Annotated in this window: 22 protein-coding genes; 9 read left to right on the forward strand and 13 right to left on the reverse strand. The window is 27.1% G+C overall.

Translation table 11 applies throughout. The annotated features are described in order from the left end of the window. Positions 1-11: 11 nt before the first annotated feature. The 13 genes from ACFHWD_RS03805 to ACFHWD_RS03865 form a co-directional block, all read right to left on the reverse strand. Positions 12-569 carry a hypothetical protein gene (locus ACFHWD_RS03805; protein ID WP_378060536.1) on the reverse strand — a complete coding sequence of 186 codons (558 nt, stop codon included), beginning with the start codon at positions 567-569 and terminating at the stop codon, positions 12-14. An 85-nt stretch (positions 570-654) separates the two neighbouring features. Continuing rightward, positions 655-885, reverse strand: a complete 231-nt coding sequence (locus tag ACFHWD_RS03810; RefSeq protein WP_378060538.1) for a hypothetical protein — start codon at positions 883-885, stop codon at positions 655-657. Between the two features lie 28 nt (positions 886-913). After that, positions 914-1054 (reverse strand): hypothetical protein, encoded by a 141-nt coding sequence (locus tag ACFHWD_RS03815; protein WP_378060540.1) that lies wholly within the window; start codon positions 1052-1054, stop codon positions 914-916. 11 nt (positions 1055-1065) lie between these two features. After that, positions 1066-1233, reverse strand: coding sequence for a hypothetical protein (locus ACFHWD_RS03820; RefSeq protein ID WP_378060542.1), 168 nt, complete (start codon positions 1231-1233; stop codon positions 1066-1068). A gap of 71 nt (positions 1234-1304) precedes the next feature. Further along, a complete protein-coding gene (locus ACFHWD_RS03825; RefSeq protein ID WP_378060544.1) occupies positions 1305-1808 on the reverse strand; it encodes a hypothetical protein in 504 nt (167 codons plus the stop codon). Between the two features lie 376 nt (positions 1809-2184). Further along, positions 2185-3480 carry a hypothetical protein gene (locus tag ACFHWD_RS03830; RefSeq protein WP_378060546.1) on the reverse strand — a complete coding sequence of 432 codons (1296 nt, stop codon included), beginning with the start codon at positions 3478-3480 and terminating at the stop codon, positions 2185-2187. Between the two features lie 282 nt (positions 3481-3762). Then, on the reverse strand, positions 3763-4245 hold the full coding sequence (locus tag ACFHWD_RS03835; RefSeq protein ID WP_378060548.1) for a hypothetical protein: 483 nt from the start codon (positions 4243-4245) through the stop codon (positions 3763-3765). Positions 4246-4332: 87 nt separating this feature from the next. Then, a complete protein-coding gene (locus ACFHWD_RS03840) occupies positions 4333-5097 on the reverse strand; it encodes a hypothetical protein (protein ID WP_378060550.1) in 765 nt (254 codons plus the stop codon). A gap of 118 nt (positions 5098-5215) precedes the next feature. After that, complete coding sequence (locus ACFHWD_RS03845; protein ID WP_378060552.1) at positions 5216-5674, reverse strand: hypothetical protein; 459 nt, start codon at positions 5672-5674, stop codon at positions 5216-5218. 357 nt (positions 5675-6031) lie between these two features. Next, positions 6032-6220 (reverse strand): hypothetical protein, encoded by a 189-nt coding sequence (locus ACFHWD_RS03850; RefSeq protein ID WP_378060554.1) that lies wholly within the window; start codon positions 6218-6220, stop codon positions 6032-6034. Positions 6221-6315: 95 nt separating this feature from the next. Then, complete coding sequence (locus tag ACFHWD_RS03855) at positions 6316-6636, reverse strand: hypothetical protein (protein ID WP_378060556.1); 321 nt, start codon at positions 6634-6636, stop codon at positions 6316-6318. Positions 6637-6776: 140 nt separating this feature from the next. Continuing rightward, positions 6777-7031, reverse strand: coding sequence for a hypothetical protein (locus ACFHWD_RS03860; protein ID WP_378060558.1), 255 nt, complete (start codon positions 7029-7031; stop codon positions 6777-6779). Positions 7032-8273: 1242 nt separating this feature from the next. Continuing rightward, positions 8274-8525 carry a hypothetical protein gene (locus tag ACFHWD_RS03865; RefSeq protein WP_378060560.1) on the reverse strand — a complete coding sequence of 84 codons (252 nt, stop codon included), beginning with the start codon at positions 8523-8525 and terminating at the stop codon, positions 8274-8276. Between the two features lie 1147 nt (positions 8526-9672). On the opposite strand from ACFHWD_RS03865, the gene ACFHWD_RS03870 reads away from it, so the two are divergent. The 9 genes from ACFHWD_RS03870 (at position 9673) to ACFHWD_RS03910 (ending at position 17080) form a co-directional block, all read left to right on the forward strand. Beyond that, positions 9673-10053 (forward strand): hypothetical protein, encoded by a 381-nt coding sequence (locus tag ACFHWD_RS03870; protein ID WP_378060562.1) that lies wholly within the window; start codon positions 9673-9675, stop codon positions 10051-10053. Continuing rightward, positions 10054-11220, forward strand: coding sequence for a hypothetical protein (locus ACFHWD_RS03875; RefSeq protein WP_378060563.1), 1167 nt, complete (start codon positions 10054-10056; stop codon positions 11218-11220). Positions 11221-11283: 63 nt separating this feature from the next. Beyond that, positions 11284-11976, forward strand: coding sequence for a MerR family transcriptional regulator (locus tag ACFHWD_RS03880; protein ID WP_378060565.1), 693 nt, complete (start codon positions 11284-11286; stop codon positions 11974-11976). 461 nt (positions 11977-12437) lie between these two features. After that, positions 12438-13712, forward strand: coding sequence for a hypothetical protein (locus tag ACFHWD_RS03885; protein WP_378060567.1), 1275 nt, complete (start codon positions 12438-12440; stop codon positions 13710-13712). A gap of 193 nt (positions 13713-13905) precedes the next feature. Continuing rightward, complete coding sequence (locus tag ACFHWD_RS03890) at positions 13906-14787, forward strand: hypothetical protein (RefSeq protein WP_378060569.1); 882 nt, start codon at positions 13906-13908, stop codon at positions 14785-14787. Positions 14788-15177: 390 nt separating this feature from the next. Beyond that, on the forward strand, positions 15178-15561 hold the full coding sequence (locus ACFHWD_RS03895) for a hypothetical protein (protein ID WP_378060571.1): 384 nt from the start codon (positions 15178-15180) through the stop codon (positions 15559-15561). Between the two features lie 247 nt (positions 15562-15808). Beyond that, the gene (locus ACFHWD_RS03900) at positions 15809-16258 is read left to right on the forward strand and encodes a methyltransferase domain-containing protein (protein ID WP_378060573.1); all 450 of its coding nucleotides are present in this window, start codon (positions 15809-15811) and stop codon (positions 16256-16258) included. 66 nt (positions 16259-16324) lie between these two features. Beyond that, positions 16325-16672: a hypothetical protein gene (locus ACFHWD_RS03905; protein WP_378060575.1), complete on the forward strand. Its 348-nt coding sequence runs from the start codon at positions 16325-16327 to the stop codon at positions 16670-16672. 36 nt (positions 16673-16708) lie between these two features. Further along, positions 16709-17080: a hypothetical protein gene (locus ACFHWD_RS03910; RefSeq protein WP_378060577.1), complete on the forward strand. Its 372-nt coding sequence runs from the start codon at positions 16709-16711 to the stop codon at positions 17078-17080. Positions 17081-17150: the final 70 nt, after the last annotated feature.

A 17150-nucleotide genomic window follows, 5' to 3' on the forward strand; every position in this document is an offset into this window, starting at 1 on the left:
TCCTTATTAATTTATCCTATATCAACATCTTCAACTTTGGAGTGTTCCCAGTCAATTGTTATACTTATCTCAGCTGCTCCTGTTGTATCTATGCAAGCAGCATAATCATAAGGTCTAGTTCTTGTTTTTTCAACTGCGACCTCTGTTTCCCCGTCAAATTCATAATCCCCAAAAGCATTTCTAATACCCTCTTTGATTTCATCGTCAGTTGGAAATTTTGAGAACTTTAATTTTTTAATATTCCTCATGACATCAAAAATTGTCGTATCAGTAGTTGCCGATGACAATTTAATAACACGAGGGTAAGAATCATAATCGACATTAATAATACATTCTTTACCATTAGCAATTTTATAAATATCTCTGATTACGTCGTCAACATCAAATTTCCCCTCTTTTCTTGATAATTGTACAATATTTTTACCGCTGTTTCCCTCTACTTGTATTAGATATCCCATTTTATTGGCTACATAATACACATCATCAAAGTCAAATCCAGTAAAATCAATCTGAATTCTACCTAAATCATCAAGACCTCTGTTAGACACTTCATCGTTGATAAGTTCCATTATTTTTGCATCATTCATTTATAATCACCTCATTACTATTATATATGGTACGTGGTTTTGTTAAGGTAAAGCCACGATAAAAACCTTATTTTAATAACGATTGAATGTCATCTATAAATTGCCTATAATCTATACCACTTTCCTCTGCTTCTGCACAATAATCAATATAATTATTATGCCAATTTCTATAAAAATCCTCATAGTTTCCACTATATTCAGCTTTCTTATAGTCTTTTCTTATCTCTTTTTTCCATAATTCGAACCATTCTTTCAATTTTACATACCTTCTATATTCGCCGGGAAAAATCCCCGGCATTATTCAAATATATCTCCATCTATATATTTTATAAGCAATTTAATTCTAATTTTTCTCTGATTTCGTTCTCTTTATTAGTGAGTTTTTCAACTAAAATATATAAGTCATATTCATTATATTTCTTCATTAATTTACTATAATAATTATCCCTTATTTCTTTGTTAGTCATTTTTATATCCCCTATTCTATATCAAGAATATCTTTTATATCCTTGATAGTTTTTAATATAGTATTCATATCATGTAATGCTTTTTGATCGTCAACTTTATAAAAATAATAGTCTCTCTTTTTTATTATATCATCTTCATACTGCTTTAAGAATTCTAATTTACTTTTTTCATTTTTCAATCTGATCACTCCTTTATTAATATTATACCATAAGTGGATCTGTTATGGTATAATATTATTATTTATTTTGTTTAAATTCTATTACGATTCCCTTTTAGAAAATCTTTATAATGATATGCTTGAAATGATTTTCTGAAATTGGCTATGTTCTTATTGCCAGCAAATACGCTTGTTTTATATCCATCTTTTATTAATGATTCTACAGCATCTAATATATTTATTTTTGGCAAGTGATATTTTGGATGCTGATATATGATTTTTTTATCTAATGTAATTTTTACAATACAATCATCGAGTATTGCTCCACCCCCATAACTTTTATTAGTTTTTACTAGTAAGGGAATTTTTATTTTTCCTGTACTTCTGCCGATATATCCTATTGTATCATATTCTTCCATCCAGTCTCTACCTGTTTTTATGTCACCGTAAAATAATCTGATTCTTTGATTACTCATTCTTGTATTTTCCAATATGTCAATAACTTTTTTATCTGTATCGGCATGATAAGCAGTTTCATTTATTATTTTATATTCTATAATATTACCATTATTTAATTTTTCTTTGATAGTCTCCATTTTTAACACTCCTTAATTATTATTAATTTATAAAATTATAACTTCTATAATCCTTATTAATAGCATTTATAATATTTTTAACATTAGTCTCCCAATGATTATATATTCCATGATCTTCTTTTAATATTTCATCTGGTGTCAATCCTATTATTAAATTTTCATCATAATTTAGATTATCATCTTTTAAAAAATCTTCTGAAAATCCTGGTTTACTAACTATAATTTTTATGTTGTTATCTACTTTAACAATATATACATTTCCTTTTATGCTCTCAGCTTCTTTGGCTTAACATTATAAATACACCTCCTTATTCAAAATTCAAATGGGGACGGTTTTTTTAGGTGAAAACCGTCTGGAAAAACTATGAAGTAGAATTTATATAAATTCTACTTCATTTCTATTATTGCGTTTTCCTTCCGGAAAACAATAATAAATATCTTTTCTCTGTACGTTCAATGCTTCCGCTAAAATTGGTACAGGTATAGCAACTTGTTTTTCTTCAAATTCCACTGTGACTAAGTCATAGTAAAAATCATCCTCATCATTTCCTATGCCGTCATCTAGATAGAGAAAATTTGCATTTTCTCTATCTGCTACTGAAAACCAAAATTTATTTTTCGGAAGATAAAAGTTGTTTTTACTTTGACTGTTTAACCAGTTTTTTATTTGATCTTTTCTTGCTTTTAATAAATAGTTGAGGTTACATATTTTACCAGTATTTATTACTTTTCTAGCTGGTAAATTCATTTTTAGCCTCATTAAATCATCATGTACCATATAGAATCTATATGGTACACTTTCTTTGTCTTTCCCATATTTTTCTTCTATTCTATTCTCGAAGTTCTCAAGTCCTCCAAGTCCACGATCATGGCAACCTTCAGCCCATTCGACATTTGGCTGTCCTTCTTCATCTTCATAGAACCTGATCCATTCGTGGCTATTGAAGTCTTTTTTTTCGTAGAAGTACCTTTTTAATACTTCTTTTTTCTTATTTTTAATTTCATCTTCTTGCGAACTTAACATTAAGGGTATATCAAATTTTAGTGTTTCGACATACCTCTGTAATTCTACATATCCTTTTTCTAATTCGTGAAATTCTTGTTTGGTTTTTTTAGATTCGTCTGGATATAAAGTATTTATTTTTGATAAAAATCTTTTCCAATCTTCTAAGTTATCTATCCCAAATAACCCCGCTTTTTTAAAAGTTATTTTTGGAGTTTCGAATATCCCCTTTTTAATATAACCCGCAATGCCTTCATTTGGGATATTATTAAAAACATAAATTTTTTCATTTATAAGGCTATTAAATATTTTATAAAAAATTTCTTTGGCATTGTCTTTTAGAAAATATCCTCTTTGATCTTTGTCGTACCTTTGTTCTAGGTCAAATGAAGTGGGATGCTGATATAAATATAATTTTTTCATATCTATAAGTTCATTTAATTTATTTTCTTTTGATAATGAATTATATAGATAAGCCTTATTTGCAGACTCAAATAATATACTCAACAATTTTGAATTCTCTACTTCCTTTTTATTGAAATAGAGAACTATACTTCCATCACCGGCAACGTAATTATCATTAATTCCAAATTGCGACAATAATTTTGTTGCCTCCATTCCCTCTACTTTGATATCGTACCCGTTAGTTATTTTTAATTGAAATTTCATTTATAATACACTCCTTTAATTTTAAAATTGTAAATCTTTTTTATTAATTTCGTATGGAAGGTAGTTTTTGTTATGGTCAAAACCACCTTAAAAACCATTTAAGATATTATTTTTATTAGTTTTAAATTATTACCTCCTATCATCAATTGAATACACTCCTTTTAATGCCTGTTAAGGCCATTTTTTATAATTATTAATTTTATACTACTTGCATACTATAGGTAAAATAGTATGCAACGCATCGGGCTTGAAGTCTGTTTAGTGTCGCCCGATCGACTTGTGTTATATGGTTTTTAACAATTTATAACTTCCGTCCTTCCAATTTTGGTCCTCACCATCTTCATATAATATATTTGTATAAATATTATATATGAATCCGTTTCTCTCTTTATATGTTCCTGTTATTCCCTCCTTCCAGTTTTTTAAAACTTCTGATATTTTTTCTCTTTCGTCTTTTGACAATATTAAATTTACATCAAAACGATAATGATAATTACCGTTTTGATATTTATTGAATGTTTTTTCAAAACATTCAGGAACTAATTCGATGGCTTCGTGAACTAAAAAGACTTTGTCATAATCTGGTATATTCATCCTTTCTATTGTTGTTAAGGTTTCTTTTGCATTTTTTACATATCTTTTTATATCCGCATCATTGACAACCATATAATATTTGCCAATTTTTATAAATAACATTTTTACTGGTCGTTTGTTACCCTGTCTCTTAAACTCCGTTATAGTTAAAGAATTATTTACATATTTCATTATAATACATCTCCTTAATTTTTTTAATTATTAATTTTAGTTTGGAAGAGGCTTTTAGTTCAAGGATCGCCTCTTAGACCTATTTAACTATGCTGTTATGGCAACTTTTTTCTTGAAAAAGTCGTCTATTTCTCTTTTGGAATATCTGAATTTTTCTTTGAGTATCTCAGGAAGTTCCGATTCTTCTACTTCTGTGAATATATCGAATATATTCGAATATTCACCCTGCCAGAAGCTGTCTTCTTTGAGGTAATATTTTCCGCTTGGTGTCTTATATAAAGTATTGCTATATGTTTTCTCCTTGCAATACTCTATTTCTATCATTCTGTTAAGGTCAGAATGATCTGCTTCTTCCAGACAGCTTAATCCATCGGCAGCAGCATCCACATGGCAATTGTAAAAGTCTAAAGAATCATAGATATATAACTTATCCCAATTTGATCCGTCCCAATATGGCAACGTGATCAAGTCATAGTCAAAGGTATCTATGATATTGTTTTGCAATATTTGAATGACTTTTTCCCGGGTGTAGCCTGCTTCTGCTAGATCCTCATCCTCAATATCCCCCCAATAATTTGTGAATAGGTTATGAAGCTCCTCAAAATCAAACAGATTCACCACTGCATAATAACCCTTGAATTTATCCTCGTCAATATAATCATCGGTGCTGAATACATCAAAGTTTGAAGTTTTCAGCTTCAATAAATCCTCCTTTGTATATATACCGATACACTTGTCAACAAACATAGAGAATTCAAAATCCTCCATGTTAAGGCGGATCAAGTTCCCCCACTGACTCAATGAAGTATCACTGTTGATCTCATAGAATTGTACATTCTTTTCATTTTTCATATTAATACGCTCTCCTTTTATTAATGTTTCACGTGAAACATTTTTATTAATTTTATATTTTTTGCATGGGGATCACTTTTTTGTTAAGGGGAAAAATGATCTAGAACCCCTATTTTTTTTAAATTCGTGCTAATGCTCGACAGCCAATAATTCTGCCATTTTCATCTCGTACAGTATCATCAGGGATAAATAAATCATCCCTATTTTGGGCAGCTTGGGCAACAATAGAGGACACCACAAATATTGTATCGGGTTGTGGCTCTGGTAGGTTTTCAATGTCCCCAAATACAGTACGATTGATCGGAATCTGTACTGTAATATTTGGACATTGTCCCCTGCTACTATCCCCGAAAATGTCTGGTGATATAGCCAGATCGCAATTTGTAGAGTCCTGGCCACTTTGCAAACAGTTCGCACATGGATCTTTTTCGTCTATAGTTTTTACTGTCCCAATTTTTTCCCTACCCGTCTTACAACGGGCAATTGTTCCAGACGGAGGAATGTCGAGAGTCCTTCCATTTTCTAACATGATATTGATTGTATGCGGTGTGAGATTAATAATTCTTACATTTTTCATTTATAATACACTCCTTTTAAGGCCTGTTAAGGCCATTTTTATTAATTATTTTCTTATGGAATACAAGTTGTTTTGTTATGGTACAACCTGCAAACAAAAACCATTTGTTAATCATTGGATCATTCGTACTGAATTGTCCAATGATATCTCCGATCCGATACAATATTGATATAATTTTTTACCACGATAGACATTGAGAAAAAGCCGATCACAGTGTAATCCGCTTTTTCTCAATAGATCGTTCGTTCCAGCATCTTTATAAAAATGTAATGAAATTTGATCACCTGCTTTTTTTATTTATTTTATGGGGATCGCTTCCTGTTAAGGTGGAAACGATCTGGAAGTACCTTGAAGCTTCTAAAACAACCAAAAGCATCCTTGCCCTTCTGCTGGATATGTCTCGAATCTCAAGGCATTGGCTGCTGCCTTTGTCTCTGCTTCGGTGCAGAGTCCAGAAAAATCAATACGGATCTGCCCATACTGATCAAGCCCTCTAGATACAAGTTGTTCTTTGATATACTGCTTAATACTATTTAATTTTGGCATTATGATACACTCCTTTATTAATTTTGTTTTAATTTATATATTTAATTGAACACACCTGTAATTAATATAGATGTGTTCTATAAGTATATAAATTTTTATGCTATTTTTACCAGATCGAATTCTTGATCTGGTGTTCCTTCTAGTTCTTCAAGCAACTTTTGTACAGTGTTCTCATATGCAAGCCATGCCAGATCGTTGGGATCTGTTATGGAATCACATTCAAATTCTGACACCATTCCAAGAATTTGAATCGAGAAATTTCTAAAGAATGCTTCAGTTTGATTGTAATAGATCAGACTGGAAACTGTACCACTTGAACAACCATAATTGGCAATATCTTTCATATAACTGAGTGTTTCAGCATCATCAAGATTCTGACACTCGTGCAGAATGTCGGATATAATCCATTTCTCCATAGCGTTGTTTGTAGCTTCCTTAATTTTGTTTAGTTTTGTCTTTATCATGTTTATACACTCCTTAATTATTTATTAATTTCATTTATATATTCAATTAAGCACACCAAATTTTGATGATGTGCTTTATCAATATATAAATTTTAGTATGGATCTACATACGATCCATACTGATCAATTTCATCTTCTTTGAGAGAAGTAGTTTTTCCAGCTTGTGGGAATATACTTTCTCTCACGTTTTGAACGGTAAGATCGTCTCCTGTTATTTTGTTATGGAGATTTATATAAAATTCTAGGTCCTCATCTGGTATACTTGGATCTAACTGTGCTATATCGTTCAACAATATACCACCAAGTGTATTGATCTCGGCTTTTGTAAAAATAATATTTTTATTCATATTAACACATCCTTTTAAAATAAAATTTAAATACAATATATTATAAATTAATTATAATATACTCTATTTAAATTTTAAATGTAATATCATCAATAGAAAAAGAATCGATCTGTTAAGGTCGACTCTATAAAAGATACTCATTCACCGAGGCACACAATGGACTCACAACGTCTGTTTTTTCTCTTTTATTTTGTCTTATCGATAGTTTAACCGCTTGTCATTTTCCCACACGGTACTCATACATGAAGCGATCACATAGATGTCATTAAATCAATTCTCTTCCTATAATGATATAAAGAATGTATTTAAATATATAAACATTTTAAGAATGTATTTTTATTAATTTTGTTTGATATCTGTAAGTAAATTGTCCTGTGCATCCTTGATCCACGTATTTATATGTAACCTTACAAATACCCTTTATTTGATTTCAGCTACTTTTATCGACCTGTTAAGGTCGTTACTTGCATACTCTCCCCGACACGCTTGATCCTCGTTTCAATGCTAGTATATCAAGCCTTATACCCATCATGTTCAGTTCTGTGTCTGATCATGCTTAAGCTACCATTTGCAAGTTTTTGCCTATTTCTAATTCCAAAAATCGAGTAATTGAATTAGAAAATCAATGTCATTTTTATTAATTTTGTTGCCTATCATTCTAGGTATTAGATATGTAGTGTTATGTTTGTGTCGATCTTGAATGTTTGGCTTTGTCTCTCCTGTGATGCATGTCTAATACTTTGTTTGTCCTTTGTCATTACCCTGTAGATGTTTTATTAATTCTTTCATTATATTTATTATACTATAGTTTATCTCAAATTGTCAAGCTTTTTTATTAATTTTATTCAAGTTTTTTAATTTATTATTATGTCCTCACTTAATTGCTTCTTTTTTTATTACAACTATATTATATTCTATAATATAGTTGTATGCAAGGCGGAGGAACGGTTATATTATTTATTTAATATAGATTAGATTCATATATCTTTCATTTGCTCGCTTATTCTCTTTTTTACGTGGTATTACTATTTATTTTATATATGTATTTGGATGCTATAGAGAGAATACAACATCTATATATACTGTATATTATACCATATGTGGTTATATGGCTCATATCGTGGCACAAATGCAATTTTGTATATTAGTAGAGTGGTTATACCTGTTTTAATTTTGGTAGTGGTTATAAAAGTCATATGGACGATGTAAAATAAAGAAGTACATAGAAAAGGATATATCCGATTAGATATATCCTTGAAGCTTACTTTTTATATTTATTAGAAATTTTTTTGTCTCTGCTTCATCCTCGTATAGTTCTTCTATCTGTATTGTCAAAGTGTCACATAGATATTGGAGTTTTTCCTGTACTGTTGTATATGTATCATCCGACAACAGTTCAGAATACGTGCTATTGTGTCCAAAATGCATATCAAGTTTAAATATAGACTCTCTCAATACGTTCTCAGCTTCAGTCATTATATTTATAGTTTTCATTAATATCATTCTCCTTTAATTGGTATACTTATATTATAGCACTTTTAGGACAAATTTTCTAGTTTTATTTTATTAATTTTGCAATTTATTTCATTGTATTTAATTGTATATACTGTATATATCGTATATATACAGTTGAAGAATGAGGGAAATACGTGGTTTATTCATACATCTGTAAATTTTTCAGAAAAAAGAATTTTTTAAAATTCTACATTTCATTTTTTTAAAAATAACTTTTTTAAAATTTTTATAAGACAATCAATATATTTATTTATTCTCTGTGCCTGTTGTCCAAAAATATAAAAAATTGGTTTAAAATCATTAGTTTATTACATTTATATTCATCACTTCCACATAATGTTAGCTGAACGCCATTAAACTATATATTTAATGGCGTTCGATGATGTAGGGGGGTTGTTTTACAATTTTACCCGCCTTGATTTTTTCCAGAATTTCCCGAACACATCAATTTGCACATCTTTTAGGATTTGCAAGTTTTAAAAATATATAATTCATACCTAAATTTTTATCCCATCAAAATACTGCTATTTTCACGTTATAAAAATAAAATTTTATAACGATAAGAATAGTATTATATCAATGTTTATAAGACTTCCCTTCTACTAAATATACAATAAAAATTTAATACTATGAACCTATTGCAATCACAATTATAGTAGTGTTTTTGCCAATTTAAACACAAAAATCAACGTTATAAAAAAATATTAACCTATCGATAAAAAATGATATAAAAGTTCAGAAAAATTAATAGATAAGTAGTTATTTCCTTATATTCTACGTTATAAAATACAGATATTACAAATACATATTAATTAGTAGTACTTAGTATAAAATAATATACATGTGTATTAATTTTTATATTATTTTATAAATACTACTAATTTCTACACATTAGTATAAAGAATAATCTAGTTAGTGGCATAATTAAATGATTAAGGTTAATTATAATTAAGTAGTAATGTGTGCTATTATTATATATTTATAATCAATTCTAATTATTACTACTCATGAATATGTAATAAAGAATATTACACATAATTATATAATTAAAATAAATACTTGTAATAATATCCAAATGGTGATATAATGATATAAAATCTATTATGAAAGGAGATGTAATTAAGTTTTGTCTGATATAGTGCAAAATACAAATAACAATATAGAGCATATAGAAGGTTTAAAAACTGAAATAGATAAAATAGATATAAGTATGTTACATTATATGTATTCATATAAAAAGGAGGATGCTTTATATTCTATTAAAATAAAAGAGTTACATAATTTTATTTTAAAAAAACAAAATATTACTTATTATACAATTGTAAGAAGAGTAAAAAGACTATTATCATTAAATTACATACTTAAAGGTTATAAGATTGGTAATGCCGACACTTATTATTTATCTGAAAAAGGTATCAAATTTTTAAATGAACATGTACTAAATATAGACAGTGCATATAAATATATTCCTGAAGAAGAATCGGAAGAGGATAAGGAGGAAGAATAAATGGATCGTGATGATATACTTTTGATGGGACATGGTGGAGCAGGCAATAAAATTACAGATATGATAATGAGAGTAAATCCGTTGTTCGAAGGATTTTTCGTTAATAGTTCCAAAACAGATATGAAAAACTTAAAAAAATTTAATTCTAAAACTAAAAATTATATTTGTACTTCATTAAATAATGGAACAGGTAGAGATAGAGAAACTGGTAAAATATTTGCTCAAGATAAGTTGGCACTGATGGTGAAAACTATATTAGAGTATGATCAATCCACTATATTTATAATTTTTAGTTTAGGAGGAGGAAGTGGGAGTTCTTCAGCTTCAATTTTATTAAGAGCAATTGACAATTTAAAAAATGATGGCCAATTTAACAAGACAGTAAATATTATAGGTATACTACCTGATTTAAATTCACCATCTATTATACTTAAAAACGCACGTGAAACATGGAATGAAATTATGACTTACAAATGTATAAATAATATGCTATTTATAGACAACAACAATATGATTAATGGTAGAACATTAAAAGAAGATGAGATAAATAAGAATTTCGCTATTTTGTTTGATAAAATATTTAGTATTCCTGATGTTAATGGTACTAAGTTTGATAACGGCAATTTAGGCAATATAATAAATTCTCATGGTTACAGTTTTATATATGATTTACCTTCAGGATGTGAAAATATTGACCAAGCTATAGAAATGGCAGACAAAAACAGTATTTTAGCCAAGATATATACTGCTGATAAAGAAATGATAAAAATAGATGATAAAGGAAATAAAAAAATCAGATGTGGATATCTTGGTATTTCGATTAATGATAAGAATTATAAAATTGAAGATTTCTTAAGAAAATATGAATTTAACGAAGAAAATTATTATGGGTACAATGAAGATGATAATTTATTAATTTTAACTGGATTATTGCCTCCATATCTTTCTATTCAGTTAATTAACGAGGAATTAACAGATCGACTTAAAAAATCAAATAAAAAAGACACAGATTTTGAAAAGTTTACTACTCCCATAAATTCAGACAACAAAACAGTTATAAGTAATATCAAAACAGATATTACTAAAGGAGAAAGAGCTGATGAAGATATATCTGTCAATAAAAAAATGAAAAAGATTATGAAAAAGAATTTGCTTGATATATTATAAGTAAATTGCTTAGTATAGAAATATTATTAATTATATTTCTATACTAATATGGAGGAAAATCTTATGAATATAAATAATGAAAAATCCTTTATAGATACAGATTATACAGAGATCAATCATAGTAAAAACATGAACTATTATTCTTTAGAGGATATAGCTAATATTTTAAATATAGACAAGCCTACGGTAGTATTTTGGTGCAAAAAATTTAGTGATTTGTTAAAGATTCAATCCATTGGGGAATATCAATTATTTGATGACATTGACGTTCAAAATTTAAAGAAAATAAGAAGATTGAATATAGATAAAGATTTAAGTATTGAAGACACAAGAAAATATTTAAACGAACATGAAGATTCTCTCGTCGTAAGGAAAAATATCTTACCAGAACAATCTATTTTACCTATTTTGGTTCAAATATTAAAATCACAAGATAAAAAAATAAACACAATGAGTGATGCATTAGAAAAAATAAATACAAAATTAGATAATATGAATATACAAAATCAATCTATTATAGAGAATCAAAAAAAAATAACTGAAGGTAAAGAAGAAGAAAATTTAAACATTGAAGAAATTAAAAAAATTGCTGAATCATTAGATAAGAAAATAAATTCTTCTAATTTAAAGAATCAAGAAAAAAACGAAAAGCTAGTTAAAGAAATAGAGTATCTTTCTGGTGAAATTACTAGTAGAAAGCAACGAAATAAAAAGGAAGGTATACTTAATAGTATTAAAAACTTTTTTGGTCCTTAGGCAAAGAATTTGTAGAGAATAGCTATAGTCATAGTAGGTTTTTTATACTTAATTATTAAAAGTGGTTTAAAACTAGATATATAAGATTTTAAAATTCTATATATCTAGTTTTTTATTTTATAATAGCATATTTTTGTAAAAACAAGAATAGAATAGAGTAGAAAGAGGTTCATTTTATTCTTTTCTATACTATTTATAGACCTACAAAAAAAAATGTCATAGACTTCAGTAATATACTAGTTATACTCGAAAAAAGAATATATCCTTAACTTGCATGGTATATATAATTCATATATAATGTAGGTGGAAAATATGCCGATAATAAAGTGGAAAATATGCCTATGAGTTTGTGGATAAAACTGTATATAAATATACTTTTAGGTGGAAAATATGCCGATAATAAAGTGGAGAAAATGCCTATAACAAAATAAAACGATATAGTTATCAACAGGAGATAGGATGTGGATAATGTGGATAATATACAACAGACTTCTTTTTTACAGGATATCAGCTGTGAACAAATTGTGATTAAAAAGACCAAACGAAGAAAAAAAATAGAAATAAACCTTGATGGCATGATTATGGAATTAAACTGGTTGTTGCTACCACTAGCACCTATAGGCAAAGAAAGAGACGTAGGTACTATAATTGTAAAATGGAAAGATGGAAAAAACAAACTTAGAGGTATAAAGATATCTATGACAGATGGATATAATATGCTAACAAGATTTGATATTAAAGTACTTGCAGCACTACAGAAATTATATTCTGAACAAAATAAAGTTATAGAATATAATTATGATAAAAAAGAATATAATATGCCTATTGAAATCAATTATACAATTTCAAAGATTTCAAAAATATTAAGATATAAGAGTTGTGGTGGTAGTGCAGGTACTAGAATAAAACAATCTATCAGAAAATTAGCCAATTGTACTATAACCAGTCTATATACTGGTGGAATATATGACGCTAACAATAAAAAGTATATTGAATCTCAGGAGAAAGGTTTTCATATTATTGAAGAATATGATATGTATGAATACAGTGAACTTGGTAAAGGTAAAAGTAGATTGTCTCCGAGAAAAATCAAAGAATACAATAAAGTAACTATTAATAAGTTCTTTTTGCAAAATATGAGAACTGGATATTTTCGTATTATATCTTTAGATATGCTTATGTCATTGAAACAAGATGTATCTCAGAGGTTGTTCACTTTATTTGAAGGTTGGTATTGTGATAAAAGACCTTATGTATATTTTAATTATACAACCCTATATGAACGAATACCTTTAAACCCCATATCGGTGGAAGAGAAGCCCATGCCTAATAAAGAAAAAAATAGATATATAAGGAAGGCTTGTAAAGAATTGATAGAAAGGAAATATATGAATGGTTTTTTATCCGACAAGAAGGGAATATATTGTATATTTGAAGATATAAAAGGTGGAAAAAATGCCTATAAGGAATACATTAAAGAAGCAAAAAAAGATTATTATGGATTGAACAAATATAATAAGAAAGAAGAGATTATAACTACTTTATTGAATGTAGGATTTGATGAAAATGAGGTAGATACTTATGTTAAACAAGATCGTATAGAATATATAAAAGCTTTATTAAGATTATTTGATATACGATTAAGACATGATAGTATTAGAGAAAATATAAAAGGATTTCTAATAAAAGGAATGAAACCACCTTATTATGATATAGATGAGAAATATTTTAATTAGTCATAGGCAATTTTTCCACCTTTATATATTTAAATATAGAACTATCTTCTATATTTAAATATATAAAATTTATGAAATATAATTAATAAAATATGTTGACATTTCATATAGAATATGATAATATAATGTTGTAAGGAAAATATTCATATTTTTAGTGATAGTAAAATTAATAAAAATAAGGAGATAATTAAAAATGAGTAAGAAATGTACAGTTATTGATAATGATACAGGAGAAATAATAAATGAAAATTTTAATATTGATGAGATAGAAGATGTAAAACGGAAAAAAGAGGGGATAAGAAGATCTAAAGAGTTTGAAGAATTTAAGACAATACAATCAGCATATATGGGAAATTTTATATTCTTCCTATATAAATCAGTAAATGAACTAGAAGAGATTTTATCAGACAATGATTTAGTTAGATACATATATCTAGGGACATTCACTAAAAGTAATGGATATTTGATTTTAGATAATAATAAAACTTATATTACTAAAAAAGAAATGCAAAATTTATTAAAAATGGGGGATACTGCATTCAAAAAATTTTTTAATAATATTATATCAAATAATTTGCTAACAGAAATAAATGATAAGTATAAAATAAATATATATTACTTTTGGAGAGGGAAAGAAATTAATTATAAAAGTATAACGGGTAACAAATTAGAAAATTATACTAGAATTTATATAAATGCTACTAGAGAATTATATAAAAGTAATTATAAAAGACCTAAGAAATTAGCCATGGCTTATAAATTAATTCCTTATATCAATTGGAAGTATAATGTATTATGTAACAATATCAAAGAAACATGCAAAGAAAAAATAGATATATTACATATAGAAGATATTATTAATATCGTGGGTTATAATAAGAAAAATATTGGTAGATTTAAATATTATTTTTATGGTATAAAATTTTATGGATATAGTTTATTCATGACTTTGCAAGATCAACCTGAATATAAATCTAGTATTATTTTAGTTAATCCTTTATTTGCTTACAGAAATAGAGTTGTTAATGATTTAAAATATTTATTTGTTTTATTTGATATTTGCAAAGATATCTAAATATTTTCACAAGACGGATGGCTTGAAACGTGTATATTTATTAGCCTCCCACAAAAAGTGACCAAAAATGGCATTTTAGCAACAAAACACGACCATTAAAATATTAAAAGAATGTTGATTATTACTATGTTTATGGGCATATTAATCTATTTCCTCCTCTTAATTCTTATGACAGTCTACGATAATACGTAATTAATAAAAATAGTAGTCGTATAATAAAAAGGGTTAAATGGTGGAACAGAGATACATTTGCTTAACGCTACGCTACAAATGTATCTTGCTGCTTGTTCCACACCTCCGCAGGACATAGAATATAGAGATGGAATAGAGAGAGAGGAAAATAATATAAAATTAATAGATAAAAAATAAAAAGAGAGGAGAAATTAATAAATGTCAACAGAATTAGAACGCATAGCTAAAGTATTACATATAAAAGATAAGAAGAGAGAGGGAGGGACAAGCTTATGTTTAATGATTCAAGGTAAAATCAAGCAATTAATAGATAATAATAATAAATTAAACTTTACAAATACAATGATAAAACAACAAAATCAAATATTAACAAACAAACTTAATAATATTAATAAAAGAATGAAGATATACAAAGAAGAACAAGAGAACAAAATTAATATGGATGAGATGATAAATAATACATATAAAAACATAAAAAAGAAGGTAGCAGAAGTCAATAAGGAAAACGACATAGTAAGAACTGAGAATAAATATTTGTCAGCTAAAGTGAGAGAATTGGAAAAGAAATTATCATTACAATGATAAAAAAAGTATATATAAATATATATACTTTAAAAATTTAACCTTCATAGAGCCGATTTAAGGCATTTAAATTTTTAGGTATACAACTATACCTCTTTAGAATTTCAAGGGGCTTAAATCGCAAATTTGTGAAAATACGGTATCCAAAAACGTTGGTATTCCTTGATTCTTAAAATCGGGTTTTTAGGGGTGTAGGTATGATAAATATAAGTAAGTTAGATAAGAATAGAAAGAGAGCATATGAGATATGAATGTATTTGATGAGAAACAGAAATTTTTAAATGAAGAATCTGGGAGAAATGATAAACAAAAAATATTAAAATATCTGTGTGGAAAAAATATAGTAGAAGTTGGTTGCGGAAGTGGAATCAATTTAAATTTAATAGAAAGTAATTATAACTGTAATTTAACAGGTATAGATATTTCCGATAGGGTTATAAATACATTAAAGTTAAAGAAAGAAATTCAGAGACATTCGTGGAATGTGTTTAAGGGTAATGGATTATATTTAAATCAATATTTTAAGGAAAATAGTATAGACACCTTAATATTTTGTTCAGTAATTCATGAATTATTTTCTTATACAGAATGGCAAAATAAAAAGTTCAATTATGATACCATAAGATATATATTTAGTATAGCATATCAAATATTAAAACCGAATGGTAGGATTATCATTAGAGATGGGATTATGTGAGAAAATAATAGTTTAGTAAAAATTAAATTTTTAGATAGAGATGGAATATCTTTTTTTAAGCAATATGTGAAAGATTTCAAAGGAAGACGAATTTTTTATTTATCTGATGATACTAATAATACAATAACCACTTATAAAAATGATGCAATGGAATTTTTATATACATATACATGGGGATATGAATCTTATGCTTGTGAAGTACAAGAACAGTATGGGTATTTCAGCAAGTCTAGATATAAATCTTTCATAAAAAAATTATTTGGAGAAAAACTAAAAATAATTAAATTTGATACTTATCTCCAACAGGGATATGCGAATAATTTAATTGATAGAATAGAATTTTTTGATAATGATCTTAACAAAATTCAATTGCCAGATTCTAACTGTCTATTGGTTTTAGAGAAAACAAATTAATAAAAATAAATAATTATATAAGAGGAGATTAAGAATTTGGAGAATTTAATATGTAATTTATGTGCTGGAAGTCCAGAAATAGATTTATATGTTATACAATTAAATGAGAAGCAGCAAAAAATTTTTGATAAAGAGACAATAATGACAGATATTTGCATAGGTAAAGAAATAAAATTTTTGGTGGATAATAGAGTTATAACAAAAGGATGTTGTTGTGGTCATGGCAAGGAAAAACCGAGTTGTTTAATTAACAATGACAAGGACTCTATTGATATTATTAAACAGCTAGGATATAAAATATATAATTATAAATTCAGTAATTTAAAAGAAATATGTTTGAAGACTGATATACAATTTGAACTAAGGAAACTTTTAAAAAATAAAATTTTTAAATATTTGGAAAATTAACAAAATTAGGGGGTAATTATCATAGCTTTAGATAAACAAATACATATATATAGTATAGATACTGGTGCGT

It is taken from the genome of Clostridium sp. MT-14 (assembly GCF_042436595.1).
Classification (GTDB): Bacteria; Bacillota; Clostridia; order Clostridiales; family Clostridiaceae; genus Clostridium_B; species Clostridium_B aromativorans.

Bases quoted from the DNA above. Each gene is read 5' to 3' on its own strand.
- ACFHWD_RS03810 (WP_378060538.1), bottom strand. From the start codon at position 885: ATGCCGGGGATTTTTCCCGGCGAATATAGAAGGTATGTAAAATTGAAA.
- ACFHWD_RS03830 (WP_378060546.1), bottom strand. From the start codon at position 3,480: ATGAAATTTCAATTAAAAATAACTAACGGGTACGATATCAAAGTAGAG.
- ACFHWD_RS03840 (WP_378060550.1), bottom strand. From the start codon at position 5,097: ATGAAAAATGAAAAGAATGTACAATTCTATGAGATCAACAGTGATACT.
- ACFHWD_RS03835 (WP_378060548.1), bottom strand. From the start codon at position 4,245: ATGAAATATGTAAATAATTCTTTAACTATAACGGAGTTTAAGAGACAG.
- ACFHWD_RS03900 (WP_378060573.1), top strand. From the start codon at position 15,809: ATGAATGTATTTGATGAGAAACAGAAATTTTTAAATGAAGAATCTGGG.
- ACFHWD_RS03880 (WP_378060565.1), top strand. From the start codon at position 11,284: ATGAATATAAATAATGAAAAATCCTTTATAGATACAGATTATACAGAG.
- ACFHWD_RS03865 (WP_378060560.1), bottom strand. From the start codon at position 8,525: ATGAAAACTATAAATATAATGACTGAAGCTGAGAACGTATTGAGAGAG.
- ACFHWD_RS03805 (WP_378060536.1), bottom strand. From the start codon at position 569: ATGGAACTTATCAACGATGAAGTGTCTAACAGAGGTCTTGATGATTTA.
- ACFHWD_RS03895 (WP_378060571.1), top strand. From the start codon at position 15,178: ATGTCAACAGAATTAGAACGCATAGCTAAAGTATTACATATAAAAGAT.
- ACFHWD_RS03845 (WP_378060552.1), bottom strand. From the start codon at position 5,674: ATGAAAAATGTAAGAATTATTAATCTCACACCGCATACAATCAATATC.
- ACFHWD_RS03815 (WP_378060540.1), bottom strand. From the start codon at position 1,054: ATGACTAACAAAGAAATAAGGGATAATTATTATAGTAAATTAATGAAG.
- ACFHWD_RS03860 (WP_378060558.1), bottom strand. From the start codon at position 7,031: ATGAATAAAAATATTATTTTTACAAAAGCCGAGATCAATACACTTGGT.
- ACFHWD_RS03855 (WP_378060556.1), bottom strand. From the start codon at position 6,636: ATGGAGAAATGGATTATATCCGACATTCTGCACGAGTGTCAGAATCTT.
- ACFHWD_RS03850 (WP_378060554.1), bottom strand. From the start codon at position 6,220: ATGCCAAAATTAAATAGTATTAAGCAGTATATCAAAGAACAACTTGTA.
- ACFHWD_RS03875 (WP_378060563.1), top strand. From the start codon at position 10,054: ATGGATCGTGATGATATACTTTTGATGGGACATGGTGGAGCAGGCAAT.
- ACFHWD_RS03825 (WP_378060544.1), bottom strand. From the start codon at position 1,808: ATGGAGACTATCAAAGAAAAATTAAATAATGGTAATATTATAGAATAT.
- ACFHWD_RS03890 (WP_378060569.1), top strand. From the start codon at position 13,906: ATGAGTAAGAAATGTACAGTTATTGATAATGATACAGGAGAAATAATA.